The sequence below is a fragment of the Pseudomonas sp. SDO52101_S400 genome (assembly GCF_054071635.1).
Map to the genome: position 1 here is coordinate 1 of NZ_JBSVWF010000089.1, position 16406 is coordinate 16406.

The 16406-nt window shown below is 60.9% G+C and carries 12 protein-coding genes; 8 read left to right on the forward strand and 4 right to left on the reverse strand.

Annotated elements, in window-relative coordinates:
* Positions 1 to 52: 52 nt before the first annotated feature.
* Positions 53 to 871: a tRNA cyclic N6-threonylcarbamoyladenosine(37) synthase TcdA gene (gene tcdA, locus ACW9HX_RS27440; protein ID WP_457382993.1), complete on the reverse strand. Its 819-nt coding sequence runs from the start codon at positions 869 to 871 to the stop codon at positions 53 to 55.
* Between the two features lie 273 nt (positions 872 to 1144).
* Here tcdA and ACW9HX_RS27445 point away from each other — a divergent pair, with 273 nt between their 5' ends.
* The 4 genes from ACW9HX_RS27445 (at position 1145) to ACW9HX_RS27460 (ending at position 6389) form a co-directional block, all read left to right on the forward strand.
* Positions 1145 to 3736, forward strand: coding sequence for a glycosyltransferase (locus tag ACW9HX_RS27445; RefSeq protein ID WP_457382994.1), 2592 nt, complete (start codon positions 1145 to 1147; stop codon positions 3734 to 3736).
* A 239-nt stretch (positions 3737 to 3975) separates the two neighbouring features.
* Positions 3976 to 5127, forward strand: a complete 1152-nt coding sequence (gene dapE / locus ACW9HX_RS27450) for a succinyl-diaminopimelate desuccinylase (protein WP_408986145.1) — start codon at positions 3976 to 3978, stop codon at positions 5125 to 5127.
* Positions 5127 to 5936 carry a putative RNA methyltransferase gene (locus ACW9HX_RS27455; protein ID WP_457382995.1) on the forward strand — a complete coding sequence of 270 codons (810 nt, stop codon included), beginning with the start codon at positions 5127 to 5129 and terminating at the stop codon, positions 5934 to 5936. Before dapE ends, ACW9HX_RS27455 begins: the two co-directional genes overlap by 1 nt.
* Before the next feature lie 75 nt (positions 5937 to 6011).
* A complete protein-coding gene (locus tag ACW9HX_RS27460; protein WP_457382996.1) occupies positions 6012 to 6389 on the forward strand; it encodes a hypothetical protein in 378 nt (125 codons plus the stop codon).
* A gap of 159 nt (positions 6390 to 6548) precedes the next feature.
* On the opposite strand, the gene ACW9HX_RS27465 is transcribed toward ACW9HX_RS27460, so the two are convergent.
* On the reverse strand, positions 6549 to 6758 hold the full coding sequence (locus tag ACW9HX_RS27465) for a cold shock domain-containing protein (protein ID WP_007954750.1): 210 nt from the start codon (positions 6756 to 6758) through the stop codon (positions 6549 to 6551).
* Between the two features lie 237 nt (positions 6759 to 6995).
* On the opposite strand from ACW9HX_RS27465, the gene plsB reads away from it, so the two are divergent.
* The 3 genes from plsB (at position 6996) to ACW9HX_RS27480 (ending at position 10725) form a co-directional block, all read left to right on the forward strand.
* A complete protein-coding gene (gene plsB / locus ACW9HX_RS27470; RefSeq protein ID WP_457382997.1) occupies positions 6996 to 9497 on the forward strand; it encodes a glycerol-3-phosphate 1-O-acyltransferase PlsB in 2502 nt (833 codons plus the stop codon).
* A 115-nt stretch (positions 9498 to 9612) separates the two neighbouring features.
* On the forward strand, positions 9613 to 10011 hold the full coding sequence (locus tag ACW9HX_RS27475) for a YbaY family lipoprotein (RefSeq protein WP_457382998.1): 399 nt from the start codon (positions 9613 to 9615) through the stop codon (positions 10009 to 10011).
* 24 nt (positions 10012 to 10035) lie between these two features.
* The gene (locus ACW9HX_RS27480; RefSeq protein WP_457382999.1) at positions 10036 to 10725 is read left to right on the forward strand and encodes a DUF4197 domain-containing protein; all 690 of its coding nucleotides are present in this window, start codon (positions 10036 to 10038) and stop codon (positions 10723 to 10725) included.
* 707 nt (positions 10726 to 11432) lie between these two features.
* On the opposite strand, the gene ACW9HX_RS27485 is transcribed toward ACW9HX_RS27480, so the two are convergent.
* Both ACW9HX_RS27485 and ACW9HX_RS27490 read right to left on the reverse strand, forming a co-directional pair.
* Positions 11433 to 14501, reverse strand: a complete 3069-nt coding sequence (locus ACW9HX_RS27485) for an efflux RND transporter permease subunit (protein WP_457383000.1) — start codon at positions 14499 to 14501, stop codon at positions 11433 to 11435.
* Positions 14502 to 14507: 6 nt separating this feature from the next.
* Complete coding sequence (locus tag ACW9HX_RS27490; RefSeq protein ID WP_457383001.1) at positions 14508 to 15608, reverse strand: efflux RND transporter periplasmic adaptor subunit; 1101 nt, start codon at positions 15606 to 15608, stop codon at positions 14508 to 14510.
* 94 nt (positions 15609 to 15702) lie between these two features.
* On the opposite strand from ACW9HX_RS27490, the gene ACW9HX_RS27495 reads away from it, so the two are divergent.
* On the forward strand, positions 15703 to 16338 hold the full coding sequence (locus tag ACW9HX_RS27495; protein WP_085729787.1) for a TetR/AcrR family transcriptional regulator: 636 nt from the start codon (positions 15703 to 15705) through the stop codon (positions 16336 to 16338).
* Positions 16339 to 16406 lie beyond the last annotated feature (68 nt).

Here is a 16406-nt window from a genome sequence, read left to right on the forward strand (position 1 = left end):
GCATTCCAATGTGGGAGCGAGCCTGCTCGCGAAGAGCCCTTAAGGCGCCACATCAAACCTGAGGCTTGACGCGATCCGCCGGCCGCCGCACACCCGCCACAATCTTGTCCACAGCCTTGGTCGCTGCGACCATGCCGAACGTCGCCGTCACCATCATCACCGCGCCGAATCCGCCAGCACAGTCCAGTTTCACGCCGTCGCCGACAAAACTCTTCTGCAGGCAAATGCTGCCGTCCGGTTTCGGATAGCGCAGTTGCTCGGTGGAGAACACACACGGAACGCTGTAGTGACGGGTCACGGTACGCGAGAAGCCGTAGTCACGGCGCAATGTAGAACGCACTTTCGAGGCCAGTGGATCGTTGAAGGTGCGGTTGAGGTCGCAGACCTGAATCAACGTCGGATCGATCTGCCCGCCAGCGCCGCCGGTGGTGATGATCTGGATCTTGCGGCGCTTGCACCAGGCAATCAGCGCCGCCTTGGCGTTGACCGCGTCGATGCAGTCGATCACGCAGTCGATGTTCGGCGTGATGTATTCGGCCATGGTGTCGCGGGTGACGAAGTCCGCCACAGCGTGCACCTTGCAGTCCGGGTTGATCCCGCGCAGACGCTCGGCCATCACCTCGACCTTGGGTTTGCCGACGGTGCTGTCCAGTGCATGCAGTTGCCGGTTGGCATTGCTGACGCAGACATCGTCGAGGTCGAACAGCGAAATCTCGCCCACCCCGCAACGGGCCATGGCTTCTGCCGCCCAGGAACCGACGCCGCCAACGCCGACAATCGCCACGTGGGCGGCGCGCAAACGCTCCATCCCCTCAACGCCATACAAACGGGCGATGCCTGCAAACCGCGGATCTTCTGTACTCATGACCATTACCCCAAAAACCGGCGCGCATTATAGGGCCGTCGGCGGCCAAGAGCATCTTTGCGCTATGAACGGTGAACCTGCCTGCTTTAATTAAAGCTGCACGTAACAAAGTTTTGCCTTACAGGCTGAAACGAAAGAACTTAAGTCGGGTTGGATTGCCCAACGTCCGGCATTTCCCTGTCTGTTGTAGGACTCGGCGAACTGCCGGTGTAGGATGCGCGCCCTCAGGCGTCAACCAGCCGACCCTTCGTTCCACAGACCTTGGAACCCGACACAGCTATGTCATCGCGTAAATTTGGACTCAACCTGGTGGTGGTTCTGGCAATCGCCGCCCTGTTCACCGGTTTCTGGGCGCTGATCAACCGCCCCGTCTCCGCGCCGAACTGGCCGGAGCAGATCTCCGGTTTTTCCTATTCACCTTTCCAGCAGGGACAGTTCCCACAAAAGGATCAGTATCCGTCCGACGATGAAATGCGCCGCGACCTGGAGATCATGAGCAAGCTGACGGACAACATCCGCATCTACTCGGTCGACGGTTCCCTGCAGGACATCCCGAAACTGGCGGAAGAATTCGGCCTGCGCGTGACCCTGGGGATCTGGATCAGCCCCGACCAGGAACGCAACGAACGGGAAATCACCCGCGCCATCGAACTGGCCAACACCTCACGCAGCGTGGTTCGCGTGGTGGTCGGTAACGAGGCGATCTTCCGCAAGGAAATCACCGCCGAACAACTGAGCGTGTTGCTCGATCGGGTACGCGCAGCGGTGAAAGTACCGGTGACCACCTCCGAGCAATGGCACGTCTGGGAAGAGCACCCGGAACTGGCCAAACACGTCGACCTGATCGCCGCGCACGTTCTGCCTTACTGGGAATTCATTCCAGTGGACAAGGCCGGGCAATTCGTTTTCGACCGCGCCCGCGACCTGAAAAAAATGTTCCCGAAAAAGCCGCTGCTGCTGTCCGAAGTGGGCTGGCCGAGCAACGGCCGCATGCGCGGTGGCGCCGACGCGTCGCCGGCGGATCAGGCGATCTACCTGCGCACACTGGTCAACAAACTCAACCGCCAGGGCTTCAACTACTTCGTGATCGAAGCGTTTGACCAGCCGTGGAAGGCCAGCGACGAAGGTTCGGTCGGCGCTTACTGGGGCGTGTTCAACGCCGCACGCCAGCAGAAATTCAACTTCGAAGGCCCGGTGGTGGCAATCCCGCAATGGCGCGTGCTGGCCATCGGCTCGGTGGTGCTGGCGCTGTTGTCGCTGACTCTGCTGATGATCGACGGCTCGGCCCTGCGTCAGCGCGGCCGTACCTTCCTGACCTTTATCGCGTTCCTGTGCGGCTCGGTGCTGGTGTGGATCGGTTACGACTACAGCCAGCAATACAGCACGTGGTTCAGCCTGACGGTGGGCTTCCTACTGGCGCTCGGTGCGCTCGGGGTGTTCATCGTATTGCTGACCGAGGCCCACGAACTGGCCGAGGCGGTGTGGATTCACAAGCGTCGGCGTGAATTCCTGCCGGTGGTCGGCGATTCGGATTACCGCCCGAAAGTCTCGATCCACGTACCTTGCTACAACGAGCCGCCGGAGATGGTCAAACAGACCCTCGACGCCCTGGCCAACCTCGACTATCCGGACTTCGAAGTCCTGATCATCGACAACAACACCAAGGACCCGGCGGTCTGGGAGCCAGTGCGCGACTACTGCGAAACCCTCGGCCCGCGCTTCAAGTTCTTCCACGTCTCGCCCCTGGCCGGTTTCAAGGGCGGCGCGCTGAACTACCTGATCCCGCACACCGCCAAGGACGCCGAAGTGATCGCGGTGATCGACTCCGACTACTGCGTGCACCCGAACTGGCTCAAGCACATGGTGCCGCACTTCGCCGACCCGAAAATTGCTGTGGTGCAGTCGCCGCAGGACTATCGCGACCAGAACGAGACCACCTTCAAGAAACTCTGCTACGCCGAATACAAAGGCTTCTTCCACATCGGCATGGTGACCCGCAACGACCGCGACGCAATCATCCAGCACGGCACCATGACCATGACCCGTCGTTCGGTTCTGGAAGAACTCGGCTGGGCCGACTGGTGCATCTGTGAAGACGCCGAGCTCGGTCTGCGGGTATTCGAGAAAGGCCTTTCGGCGGCGTATTACCACGACAGTTACGGCAAGGGTCTGATGCCGGATACCTTCATCGACTTCAAGAAGCAGCGTTTCCGCTGGGCCTACGGCGCGATCCAGATCATCAAGCGTCACACCCGCAGCCTGCTGCGCGGCAAGGACACCGAGCTGACTCGCGGCCAGCGTTACCACTTCCTCGCGGGCTGGCTGCCGTGGGTCGCGGACGGCATGAACATCTTCTTCACCGTCGGCGCGCTGTTGTGGTCGGCGGCGATGATCATCGTGCCGCAGCGGGTAGATCCGCCGCTGCTGATTTTCGCAATCCCGCCGCTGGCGCTGTTCGTGTTCAAGGTCGGCAAGATCATCTTCCTGTACCGTCGCGCCGTGGGCGTGAACCTGAAGGATGCGTTCTGCGCGGCACTGGCCGGGCTGGCGTTGTCGCACACCATCGCCAAAGCGGTGCTGTACGGCTTCTTCACCAGCAGCATTCCGTTCTTCCGCACCCCGAAAAACGCCGACAACCATGGTTTCTGGGTGGCGATTTCCGAGGCCCGGGAAGAGCTGTTCATCATGCTGCTGTTGTGGGGCGCGGCGCTGGGTATCTATCTGGTGCAGGGCATTCCGAGCAACGACATGCGCTTCTGGGTGGCCATGCTGCTGGTGCAGTCGCTGCCTTACGTGGCGGCGCTGATCATGGCGTTCCTGTCGTCGCTGCCAAAACCGGCGCCGGCGCCTGAACCGGCACCGGCCGTCTAAATCCTCTGCGATGCACTAAACGGCGGCCAATGGTCGCCGTTTTGCTTTAAGATAACCGCCATTTTGCAGGGCTTGGCGTGATACCCGGTCTGACTGACTGGACTGTATCCCTGTGGGAGCGGGCTTGCTCGCGAAGGCTTTGTAACATTCAACATCTATGTTGGCTGATGAATCGCGTTCGCGAGCAAGCCCGCTCCCACATTTAGTCCGCGCCCACATTCATGACTCCGGAGTTTTCCATGACGGCACACGCCGACCTTTCGCCGACCCTCCAACTCGCCATCGACCTTATCCGCCGTCCGTCAGTGACGCCGGTCGACGCCGATTGCCAGAAGCAGATGATGCAGCGCTTGGGCGATGCCGGTTTCACCCTGGAACCGATGCGCATCGAAGATGTGGATAACTTCTGGGCGACTCACGGTAAAGGCGACGGCCCGGTGCTGTGCTTCGCCGGCCACACTGACGTGGTGCCGACCGGTCCGGTGACTGCCTGGCAGATCGACCCGTTCAACGCGGTAATCGACGAGCACGGCATGCTCTGCGGCCGTGGCGCGGCGGACATGAAAGGCAGCCTGGCATCGATGACCGTAGCGGCCGAGCGTTTTGTCGCCGACTACCCGGATCACAAGGGCAAGGTCGCGTTCCTGATCACCAGCGACGAAGAAGGCCCGGCGCATCACGGCACCAAGGCCGTGGTCGAGCGTCTGGCCGCCCGTAACGAGCGTCTGGACTGGTGCATCGTCGGCGAGCCATCAAGCACCACGCTGGTGGGCGACGTGGTGAAGAACGGTCGTCGCGGCTCCCTCGGTGCCAAACTGACCGTACGCGGTGTGCAGGGCCACGTGGCCTATCCGCACCTGGCGAAGAACCCGATCCACCTCGCTGCCCCGGCTCTGGCCGAACTGGCTGCCGAGCATTGGGATCACGGCAACGATTTCTTCCCGCCGACCAGCTTCCAGATTTCCAACGTCAACTCCGGCACCGGCGCGACCAACGTGATTCCGGGCGATCTGGTGGCGTTGTTCAACTTCCGTTTCTCTACCGAATCGACCGTTGAAGGCCTGCAGAAACGCGTCGCCGATATCCTCGACAAGCATGGCCTGGACTGGCACATCGACTGGGCGCTGTCCGGTCTGCCGTTCCTCACCGAGCCGGGCGCGCTGCTCGACGCGGTGTCGTCGAGCATCAAGCAGATCACCGGTCGCGAGACCAAGGCATCCACCAGCGGCGGCACCTCCGACGGTCGTTTCATCGCGACCATGGGCACGCAGGTTGTTGAGCTGGGCCCGGTCAACGCGACCATCCACCAGGTCAACGAGCGCGTGCTGGCGGCCGATCTCGACGTGCTGACCGAGATCTACTACCAGACCCTGATCAAGTTGCTCGCCTGATGCTCGCGTGCCCGATCTGCAGTGAACCGCTGAACGCGGTGGACAACGGCGTGGTCTGCCCTGCCGGCCACCGCTTCGACCGCGCGCGTCAGGGTTACTTGAACCTGCTGCCAGTGCAGCACAAGAACAGCCGCGATCCTGGCGACAATCAGGCCATGGTCGAGGCTCGCCGCGACTTCCTGAACGCCGGCCACTATGCACCGGTAGCCAAGCGTCTGGCGGAGCTGGCAGCGAGTTATACGCCGTCTCGCTGGGTCGATATCGGTTGTGGCGAGGGTTACTACACCGCGCAGATCGCTGACGCCTTGCCGGATGCCGACGGTTACGCACTGGACATCTCGAAGGAAGCGGTCAAGCGCGCCTGCAAACGCAATCCTGCGTTGACGTGGTTGATCGCCAGCATGGCACGGGTGCCGCTGGCCTCCGGCAGTTGCCAGTTTCTGGCCAGTGTTTTCAGTCCCCTGGACTGGGAAGAGGCCAAGCGTCTGCTCAGCGTCGGCGGCGGCCTGATGAAAGTCGGCCCGACCAGCGGCCACCTGATGGAACTGCGCGAGCGCCTGTACGACGAAGTGCGCGAGTACACCGACGACAAGCACCTGGCCCTGGTGCCGGAAGGCATGGCGCTGGCGCACAGTGAAACCCTGGAATTCAAGCTGACGCTGGACAAGCCCGAGGATCGCGCCAACCTGTTGGCGATGACACCTCATGGCTGGCGCGCCAGTGCCGAGCGCCGTGCGGCGGTGATCGAGCAGGCCGAGCCGTTCGTGACCACCGTGTCGATGCGCTACGATTATTTCGTTCTTCAATAACTTTTGGACTCGGGCGAGTGCCCGGGGCCGGCTAAATCCGCGAATGGATTTTTCAGACCCGCAGTGAGGATATCCATGCGCCAACCGGACATCGAGATTTACCTGAAAGACGCCGACGTCGACCACAAGGCCATTTCCGCCTGGCTGGGCGCGGCCCTTGGCCCGTGCAGCGACTGGGTACAGAAAGGTCAGACCTACAAGTGCAAGGCCGGCAACATCCCGGTGACCTGGCTGCCGAAAGCCGTGGGCAAGTGGAACAGCCTGTACCTGGAAAGCGATGCGACTCCATGGGACGACGATATCGCCTGCGCCCGCGCAGCCTTTGCCGCACTGAACGTCGAAGTGCGCTGCGCGCCGGGAACGTGGATCGAGGAAGAAGGCGAGGAAACGGCGGATCGCTGGATTCGCATCAGCGTTGATGGTGAAGAAGAGATCACCTGGAAAACTGCATAACGAAGCTGTACACAGAACCTGTGGGAGCGGCGGTTCGACTTGCCCGCGAAGGCGGCGGCACATCCAAAATAGAGGTGGCTGACAAACCGCTTTCGCGGGCAAGTCGAAGCGTCGAACCGCCGCTCCCACAGTATTTTCTGGGGATCCGAAGAGTGCGGTTTACAACCCGACCACGTCTTCCGCCTGCAATCCCTTCTGCCCTTCCACCACCGCGTATTCAACCTGCTGACCCTCGGTCAGCGAACGGTGGCCTTCACCACGAATAGCGCGGTAGTGCACGAACACGTCCACCCCGTCTTCGCGCTGAATGAAGCCATAGCCCTTGGCGTCGTTGAACCACTTCACGTTGCCGGTTTCACGTGTTGCCATCTGTTCATACTCCTTTTTTATTATTGAACAGGCTTTTCGCAGGAAAGCCTTTGCGGAACGTCAGCCTGCGTCCGACGTCCATAAAAGGGCCCCGGCGACAGACCGCCGAGTATATGACAGGCGACAAAACTCTCAACAGGAGATTACTTCGCCGCTTTTTTGCCGATTTTCGATGAATACGGCAAACTGTCGACCGCCCGAGCAAACGCTCGGTTTATCAACTCACGCAGAAGCCGTATGACCCGTTCCCCGTTCCGCCGTCTTGTGTTTGGCACCTTGCGCCGACTGTTGTATCTCTGGGTTCGCTCCGAGACGATCAACCAGTCGTCGTTCACCCTCAACCTCGACCGCAGTCGTCCGGTGTTCTACGTCCTGCAAAATCCATCGCTGACTGACCTGGCAGTGGTCGACACCGAGTGCACCAAGGCCGGTTTGCCGCGCCCGGTACTGCCGGTGTCAGTCGGAAATCTGTTGGAGCCGGCGGCGTTCTTCTATCTGACGCCGGACCCGGACTGGCTCGGCCGCCAGGACAAGCGCGGCGCACCGCCGACCCTGACCCGACTGGTCAGCGCCCTCAGCCAGAATGCTGCCGAAGATGCGCAGATCATTCCGGTCAGCGTGTTCTGGGGCCAGTCGCCCGACAGCGAAAACAGCCCATGGAAATTGCTGTTCGCCGACAGCTGGGCCGTCACCGGGCGCCTGCGTCGGCTGCTGAGCATCATGATTCTGGGGCGCAAGACCCGGGTGCAATTCTCGGCACCGATCCACCTGCGCGAGCTGATCGAACACAACAAGGGCCACGAGCGCACCGTGCGCATGGCCCAGCGAATCCTGCGGGTGCACTTCCGCAACCTCAAGGCTGCGGTGATCGGCCCGGACATTTCCCACCGCCGTAACCTGGTCAAAGGCCTGCTCAACCAGCCGCTGGTCAAGCAAGCGATCCTCGACGAAGCCGAGCGCGAGAATATCTCCCCGGAAAAAGCCAAGGCCCAGGCCCTGCGCTACGGCAACGAGATCGCCTCGGACTACACCTACACAGCGATCCGTTTTCTCGAAGTGGTGCTGAGCTGGTTCTGGAACAAGATCTACGACGGGATCAAGGTCAACCACATCGAAGGCGTGCAGAAGGTCGCCCAGGGTCACGAAGTGATCTACGTGCCGTGCCACCGCAGCCACATCGACTACTTGTTGCTCTCGTACTTGCTGTTCCGCAACGGCCTGACCCCGCCGCACATCGCCGCCGGGATCAACCTCAACATGCCGGTGATCGGCAGCCTGCTGCGCCGGGGCGGTGCGTTCTTCATGCGCCGCACGTTCAAGGGCAACCCGCTGTACACCTCGGTGTTCAACGAATACCTGCACACCCTGTTCACCAAAGGTTTCCCGGTCGAGTACTTCGTCGAAGGCGGCCGCTCGCGTACCGGGCGCATGCTGCAACCGAAAACCGGAATGCTGGCGATCACGATGCGCAGCTTCCTGCGTTCGTCGCGGATGCCGATCGTCTTCGTGCCGGTGTACATCGGTTATGAGCGCGTACTCGAAGGTCGTACCTACCTCGGTGAACTGCGTGGCGCGAGCAAGAAGAAAGAGTCGATCTTCGACATCTTCAAAGTCATCGGCGCACTCAAGCAACGCTTCGGCCAAGTGGCGGTGAACTTCGGCGAGCCGATCAAACTGGCGGAATTCCTCGACAGCGAACAACCTGGCTGGCGCCAGCAGGAACTGGGCCCGCAGTTCAAACCGGCGTGGCTCAACGAAACCACCAACCGCCTCGGCGAGAAAGTCGCGCAGCATCTGAACGAAGCGGCAGCGATCAACCCGGTCAACCTGGTAGCGCTGGCGCTGCTGTCGACCACCCGCCTGGCGCTGGACGATCGGGCCATGGCCCGGGTGCTGGATCTGTATCTGGCACTGCTGCGCAAAGTCCCGTACTCGCCACACACCACCTTGCCGGAAGGCGATGGCCGCGCGCTGATCGAACATGTGAAGGACATGGATCTGCTGTCCGAGCAGAACGATGCACTGGGCAAGATTCTGTATCTGGACGAGCAGAATGCCGTCCTGATGACCTACTACCGCAACAACGTGCTGCACATCTTCGCCCTGCCGGCGTTGCTGGCAAGTTTCTTCCAGAGCACTTCGCGCATGAGCCGCGAACAGATCCTGCGCTACACCCGTGCGCTGTATCCGTACCTGCAGGCAGAGCTGTTCATCCGCTGGAGCCTGGACGAACTGGATGCGGTTATCGACCAGTGGCTGGAGGCCTTCGTCGAACAAGGCCTGCTGCGTTTCGAGAAAGACGTGTACCTGCGCCCGGCGCCGAGTTCGCGGCATTTCGTGCTGCTGACCCTGCTGTCGAAGAGCATCGCCCAGACCCTGCAACGCTTCTACATGACCGTGTCGTTGTTGCTCAACGCCGGCCAGAACACCATCAGCGCCGAAGAACTGGAAGACCTGTGCACGGTCATGGCCCAGCGCCTGTCGATCCTGCATGGCCTGAACGCGCCGGAATTCTTCGACAAAAGTCTGTTCCGCCACTTCATCCAGACGATGCTCGACCTCGACGTACTGCGTCGTGACGAAGCGGGCAAATTGAGCTATCACGAACTGCTAGGCGAACTGGCCGAAGGCGCAGCCAAACGGGTGCTGCCGGCGGAGATTCGCTTGTCGATCCGTCAGGTGGCCTTGCATCGCAGTGAAGATGCGGCCGACCAGATCAGCAAACAGCCCGAGGCCTGATGAAAACCTGTGGGAGCGGGCTTGCTCGCGAAAGCGCTTGAACATTCAACATCGCTGTTGAGTGAGACACCGCATTCACGAGCAAGCCCGTTCCCATATTGAAAGGAGATCCACCATGAAAAAACTGACCGTTCTCGCAGCCGCAGCCCTGCTCAGCGCCTGCCAATCGACCAATCCCGCCGGCAAGGTCAGTCTCGACGGCGAAGTGTTCTACCTGCAACGCATCGCCCTGCCGCCAAGCGCGACCTTGAGTGTGAGCCTGCAGGACGTTTCGCTGGCCGATGCCCCGGCCGTGGTGCTCGACGAACAGAAAGGCCCGGTCAAAGGCCAGGTGCCGCTGCCGTTTCATTTGAGCTACGATCCGGCCCAGGTCAAACCCGGCCACCGCTACTCCGTCAGCGCACGCATTGAAGTCAACGGCGAGCTGATGTTCATCACCACCGAAAACCATACCGTGCAGCTCGATGGCAAGGATCCGCAGCCACTGAAGATCCGCGTCGACGCCGCCCGCTAACTCTCTCCGAACAAGGAAGCCGCCATGCTCCGCCCTACCCTTCGCTTCGCCGGCCTGTGCGCGGGCCTGATGATCTCCGCCAACGCGCTGGCCCTGTCCCTCAGCGACTTGTCGCAAGGCGACGCCACCGGCGGCCTCAAGGATGCCCTGACCCAGGGCGCGCAACTGGCCGTCAAACAACTCGGCACCCCGGGCGGCTTCAGCAACAACCCGGACGTGAAAATCGAACTGCCGGGCAAACTCGGCAAAGTCGCCGGCAAGATGAAAGCGTTCGGCATGGGCGCCCAGGTCGACGAACTGGAAACCGCCATGAACAAGGCTGCGGAAACCGCTGTGACCCAGGCCCAGCCAATCCTGGTCGACGCCGTGAAGAAAATGAGCGTGGCCGACGCCAAAGGCATCCTCAGCGGCGGCAACGACTCCGCCACCCAATACCTCGACAAATCCAGCCGCGAACAGATCCGCGCCAAGTTCCTGCCTATCGTCAAACAGGCGACCGACAAGGTAGGCGTAGCACAGAAGTACAACTCGTTCGCCGGCCAGGCTGCAACGTTGGGCGTGGTCGACGCAAAGAGCGCGAACATCGAAAGCTACGTGACCGAACAAGCACTGAACGGCCTGTTCGAGATGATCGGCAAACAGGAAGAAACCATCCGCAAGAACCCCGCCGCTGCGGCGACGAGTCTGGCGAAGAAGGTGTTTGGTACGCTTTAACTTTCTCATGTAATGAAAAGCCCGCTGACCTTTACAGGTTCAGCGGGCTTTTTCATGGGGTCAGATTTGGGGAGTGGCCTGATCCATGGCTTAACTTGAGATCGCGTTCAAGACGCTAATCTGAAAGGTTGAGAGCATGCTGGTGCTCCGAAGCATTTTTGAACAATTCAAGAACCAACCCTCACCCTAGCCCTCTCCCGGGGGGAGAGGGGACTGACCGAGACGTTTGGGAGAGCTACGCCGACGTGAAATACCGAGGTGAACTCGGGTTTTAAAACACATACAGCTCTACTCCCACTCCACTCCCGCTTTGGCTTTGGCTTTCCACCACTCAACACAATGAGCGTTAGCTCGAGTACCGCTTTTGACGTGCCGGCCCCATCGGAAGGCTGAGTGGAGGGATTTATCCGGGGGTGGGCGCGTAGCGCCGTTTGGCGAAGCCAAACACATCGAGAGGAGGTGCAGCGAAGCAAACCGGAGGCGATGCCCCCGGATGAATCCCGGAACGAAGGAACGCCGAGCCTCAGCGAGGTGCCGAACGCCGGGGCCAAGCCTTTTGCTTACTTTTCGCTGGGCCGGCATTCCGGCGTTTGAAAAAGTGAGCCGCCGTAAGGGCGGAACCGCCAGCGGCAGCACCCAAAGAAACGGATATACACCCAAAACCCCAAGAGCCTGGTCGGCCCGAAGGCCGCCAAGCTCAAACAGCCTCAAGCCTCCTTGCGAACCCGGAACCAAGCCGCATACAACGCCGGCAAAAACAAAAGCGTCAGAGCAGTCGCCACAATCAACCCCCCCATGATCGCCACCGCCATCGGCCCGAAAAACACACTGCGAGAAAGCGGAATCATCGCCAGCACCGCCGCCAGCGCCGTCAACACAATCGGCCGGAACCGCCGCACCGTCGCCTCGATGATCGCCTGCCAGGGCTTGAGCCCCGCCGCAATATCCTGCTCGATCTGATCCACCAGAATCACCGAGTTGCGCATGATCATCCCCGACAGCGCAATGGTCCCGAGCATCGCCACAAACCCGAACGGCTGACGGAACACCAACAGAAACAGCGTCACCCCGATCAACCCCAGCGGCGCCGTCAGAAACACCATCGCCGTGCGCGAGAAGCTGCGCAATTGCACCATCAGCAACGTCAGCACCACGACAATGAACATCGGCACCCCGGCGTTCACCGACTTCTGCCCGCGCTCGGAATCCTCGACGGTACCGCCGACATCCAACAGGTAACCGTCAGGCAACTCAGCCCGAATCGGATCAAGTGTCGGCATGATCTGTTTGACCAGCGACGCCGGCTGCTCCTTGCCATAAATGTCCGCACGCACAGTCACGGTCGGCAGACGATTGCGATGCCAGATGATGCCTTCCTCGAAGCCATATTCCAGCGTGGCAATCTGCGAAAGCGCAACACTGCGACCGTTGTCGGTCGGCACCGCCAGACTCGGCAGCAACGACAGTTCGGTGCGCTCATGCACGGTGCCGCGCAGGAGAATTTCGATCAACTCGTTGTCTTCGCGATACTGGCTCACGCTGGAGCCGGTCAGCGAACTCTGGAGGAATTTCGCCAGGTTCGCGGTGCTCACGCCCAGCGCCCGGGCGCGGTCCTGATCGATGTTCAGGTACACGACCTTGCTCGGCTCTTCCCAGTCCAGATGCACATTCACTACGTGCGGATTCTCGCGGACCTTGGCCGCGACCTTGCGCGCCAGCGCCCGGACTTCTTCGATGTGCTCGCCGGTGACGCGGAACTGCACCGGATAACCAACCGGCGGGCCGTTTTCCAGCCGCGTGACCCGCGAGCGCAGGGCCGGGAATTGCTCGTTCAAGGTATCGATCAGCCACGTACGCAGCGCTTCTCGCTCCTCGATGGTTTTCGCCAACACCACGAACTGGGCGAAGCTCGCCGCCGGCAGTTGTTGATCCAGCGGCAAGTAGAAACGCGGCGATCCGGTGCCGACGTAAGCCACATAATTGTCGATGCCGGCGTGATCCTTGAGCATTGCCTCCAGTCGCTTGACCTCGGCAGTGGTGTTGGCCAGCGAAGCGCCTTCGGCCAGTTTCAGATCGACCATCAGCTCCAGCCGGTTGGAGGCCGGGAAGAACTGCTGCGGTACAAACTTGAACAGCATCACCGAGGCAACGAACAGCCCCACCGTCAGCACGATCACCGTCTTGCGCCGACGCACACACCACTCCACCAGACGTCGTACCCGCTGGTAAAACGGTGTGGCATAAGGGTCCGGTTGACCGTCGCCGGTGCCGTGTTTGGCTGCGTGAATTTTCGCCAGGTCCGGCAGGAGTTTTTCCCCGAGATACGGCACAAACATCACCGCTGCCACCCACGAAGCAAGCAACGCAATGGTGACGACCTGGAAGATCGAACGGGTGTATTCACCGGTGCCTGACTGCGCGGTGGCAATCGGCAGGAAGCCTGCGGCGGTGATCAACGTGCCGGTGAGCATCGGGAACGCGGTGCTGGTCCAGGCGTAACTGGCCGCCTTGATCCGGTCGAAGCCCTGCTCCATTTTGATCGCCATCATTTCCACGGCGATGATCGCGTCGTCCACCAGCAAGCCCAACGCCAGCACCAGCGCGCCGAGGGAAATCTTGTGCAGGCCGATACCGAGGTAATACATGCAGGCGAACGTCATCGCCAGCACCAGCGGAATGGTCAGCGCCACCACCATGCCGGTGCGCACACCCAGGGAGAAGAAGCTCACCAGCAACACGATGGCCAGCGCTTCAACCAACACCTGGACGAATTCACCGACGCCACTTTTCACCGCCGCCGGCTGATCGGATACCTTGCGCAGCTGCATCCCGGCCGGCAGGTTTTTCTGGATGCGGGCGAATTCGATTTCCAGGGCCTTGCCCAGCACCAGGATGTCGCCGCCGTCCTTCATCGCCACCGCGAGCCCGATCGCGTCTTCGCCCATGAAGCGCATGCGCGGCGCGGGCGGATCGTTGAAACCGCGCCGCACGTCGGCGACATCGGAGATGCGGAACGTACGATCACCGACCCGGATCGGGAAGTTCTTGATCTCGTCGACGGTCTGAAAATTCCCCGAAACCCGTAGCTGCAATCGCTCGCTGCCGGTTTCGAAGAACCCGGCGGTGGACACTGCGTTCTGCTCTTCCAGCGCCTGCTGAACCGCCGCCAGCGGCAGGCCGAGGGTGGCGAGTTTGACGTTGGACAGCTCGACCCAGATCTTCTCGTCCTGCAAGCCGAGCAGATCGACCTTGCCCACGTCCTTGACCCGCTGCAGCTGGATCTGGATGCGGTCGGCGTAATCCTTGAGCACGGCGTAGTCGAAACCGTCGCCGGTCAGTGCATAGATATTGCCGAAGGTGGTACCGAATTCATCGTTGAAGAATGGGCCCTGAATACCCGGCGGCAGAGTCTGGCGGATATCGCTGACCTTCTTGCGCACCTGATACCAGAGGTCCGGAATCTCCACCGAATGCATCGAGTCGCGGGCGATAAAGGTGACCTGGGATTCACCGGGGCGGGAGAACGAGACAATGCGTTCGTACTCGCCGGTTTCCATCAGTTTCTTTTCGATGCGCTCGGTGACCTGACGCGAAACTTCCTGCGCCGTGGCGCCCGGCCAGCGGGTCTGGATGACCATGGCCTTGAAGGTGAACGGCGGGTCTTCACTCTGGCCAAGCTTTGTGTAGGACAAGGCACCCACGATGGCCAGCAGAAGCATCAGGAACAGTACGATCTGGCGATTACGCAGCGCCCATTCGGAAAGGTTGAAGCGCATCGGGACTTACTCCTTGTCCGCCAGATTGACCACACGGTTGGAGTGATCCACGGGACGCACCTGCTGCCCTTCCAGAAGCACATGGACACCGGCGGCCACTACCCAGTCGCTGGCGTTCAAGCCCTCAAGCACCGGTACGGTTTTCTCACCGAACGGACCGACGCGCACGGGCGTCTTTTTCAAGGTGTTGTTGGCGCTGACGACCCAAACGTAGGTCACGCCGTTTTCGGCGGTCAGGGCCGAGAGCGGCACCGACAGCGGAATCACGTCAGCGGTCTGCACGAACACCCGGGCGCTCTGGCCAAGTTCGACAGGCACGTTGCCGGCGGTGAACGCGATACGGGCAGCGAAGGTGCGGGATTTCGGATCGGCAGCGGGCGACAGTTCACGGATCTTCCCGGCAAAGCGCTGGTTCGGGTGGGTCCAAAGCTCCACAGAGACTGGCTGGCCGACCTTGAACCGGCCGAAGCTTTGTTCCGGCAGGCTGATCAGCACTTCGCGCTCGCCGTCGGTGGCAAGGGTGAAAACGGTCTGTCCGGCAGCGACCACTTGCCCGACTTCCACCGAACGTTTGGCGACCACGCCATCCTGAGGCGCACGCAGTACGGCGTAACTGGCCTGATTGGTCGAGACGTTGAATTCGGCTTTGATCTGTTTGAGGCGTGCCTCACCGGAGCGGTAGAGGTTTTCCGCGTTGTCGTAAGCCGAGCGGCTGACCATCTGCCGTTCCATCAGGGTCTTGTAGCGGTCACGCTCGGCGCGCACCAGATTCAGATTGGCTTCTGCGGCGGTGACTTGGGCGCGAGTGGCTTCCAGTTGCAGGCGTACGTCCTGCGGGTCGAGCTCGGCCAAGGGCTGATCGGCCTTCACGCGCTGACCTTCGTCGACCAGTCGTCGGCTGACTTTGCCGCCGATGCGGAATGCCAGATCCGGCTCATACCGGGCACGCACCTCGCCCGGATAACTTTCCATCGCCTGCGCCGAAGGCTCTGGCTGAACCACCATGGCCGGTCGCACGCTGACTTGCGTCACCTCTTCCTTGCCACATGCCGACAATAAAAACGCCAGAGTGACTGGCACCGCAAAGGACAACGCATGGCGGAACATGGTGAAGGACCTTTCGCTAAGGAGGCTTGGAATAATTATACTGGTCGGTATGTTATTAATAGCAAACTCACCAGTCCAGTATTAAAAGCGAAGAATGTCGAACAATCTTTCAGCTCCAAACGGCCCTGGCCGCCCGAAGGATCCGGCCAAGCGCCAGGCGATTCTCGAAGCGGCGAAAATCCTGTTCCTGAGTCACGGCTATGCCAACACCAGCATGGATGCGGTGGCCGCTGAGGCTGGCGTGTCGAAGCTGACGGTCTATAGCCATTTCAATGACAAGGAAACGCTGTTTTCCGCCGCCGTCGTCGCCAAATGCGAAGAGCAATTGCCGCCCCTGTTCTTCGAATTGCCGGACGGTATCGCGGTGGAAAATGTGTTGCTGAACATTGCGCGCGGCTTTCACCACCTGATCAACAGCGACGAGTCGGTGAACCTGCATCGTTTGATCATGGCGCTGGGCAGTCAGGATCCGAAGCTGTCGCTGATCTTCTTCGAGGCCGGCCCTCAACGCATGGTGCAAGGCATGGAGCGATTGTTGCGGCGGATCCATGAAACCGGCGTGCTGAGCATCGACAACCCGCACAACGCCGCCGAGCACTTTTTCTGCCTGATCAAGGGTGCGGGGAATTTTCGGTTGTTGTATGGCTGCGGTGAACCGTTAACCGGCGAGGCGGCGGAAAGTCATGTGCAGGAAGTGGTCGAGTTGTTCATGCGGGCGTATCGCCCCTAGAAATTTGGAGTTTGGACTGGCCCCTTCGCGAGCAAGCCCGCTCCCACATTTGAAATGCATTCCAATGT

Excerpts from the sequence above, each read along its gene's own strand:
- tcdA (WP_457382993.1), bottom strand. The coding sequence starts at position 871 with ATGGTCATGAGTACAGAAGATCCGCGGTTTGCAGGCATCGCCCGTTTG.
- ACW9HX_RS27445 (WP_457382994.1), top strand. The coding sequence starts at position 1,145 with ATGTCATCGCGTAAATTTGGACTCAACCTGGTGGTGGTTCTGGCAATC.
- dapE (WP_408986145.1), top strand. The coding sequence starts at position 3,976 with ATGACGGCACACGCCGACCTTTCGCCGACCCTCCAACTCGCCATCGAC.
- ACW9HX_RS27455 (WP_457382995.1), top strand. The coding sequence starts at position 5,127 with ATGCTCGCGTGCCCGATCTGCAGTGAACCGCTGAACGCGGTGGACAAC.
- ACW9HX_RS27460 (WP_457382996.1), top strand. The coding sequence starts at position 6,012 with ATGCGCCAACCGGACATCGAGATTTACCTGAAAGACGCCGACGTCGAC.
- ACW9HX_RS27465 (WP_007954750.1), bottom strand. The coding sequence starts at position 6,758 with ATGGCAACACGTGAAACCGGCAACGTGAAGTGGTTCAACGACGCCAAG.
- plsB (WP_457382997.1), top strand. The coding sequence starts at position 6,996 with ATGACCCGTTCCCCGTTCCGCCGTCTTGTGTTTGGCACCTTGCGCCGA.
- ACW9HX_RS27475 (WP_457382998.1), top strand. The coding sequence starts at position 9,613 with ATGAAAAAACTGACCGTTCTCGCAGCCGCAGCCCTGCTCAGCGCCTGC.
- ACW9HX_RS27480 (WP_457382999.1), top strand. The coding sequence starts at position 10,036 with ATGCTCCGCCCTACCCTTCGCTTCGCCGGCCTGTGCGCGGGCCTGATG.
- ACW9HX_RS27485 (WP_457383000.1), bottom strand. The coding sequence starts at position 14,501 with ATGCGCTTCAACCTTTCCGAATGGGCGCTGCGTAATCGCCAGATCGTA.
- ACW9HX_RS27490 (WP_457383001.1), bottom strand. The coding sequence starts at position 15,608 with ATGTTCCGCCATGCGTTGTCCTTTGCGGTGCCAGTCACTCTGGCGTTT.
- ACW9HX_RS27495 (WP_085729787.1), top strand. The coding sequence starts at position 15,703 with ATGTCGAACAATCTTTCAGCTCCAAACGGCCCTGGCCGCCCGAAGGAT.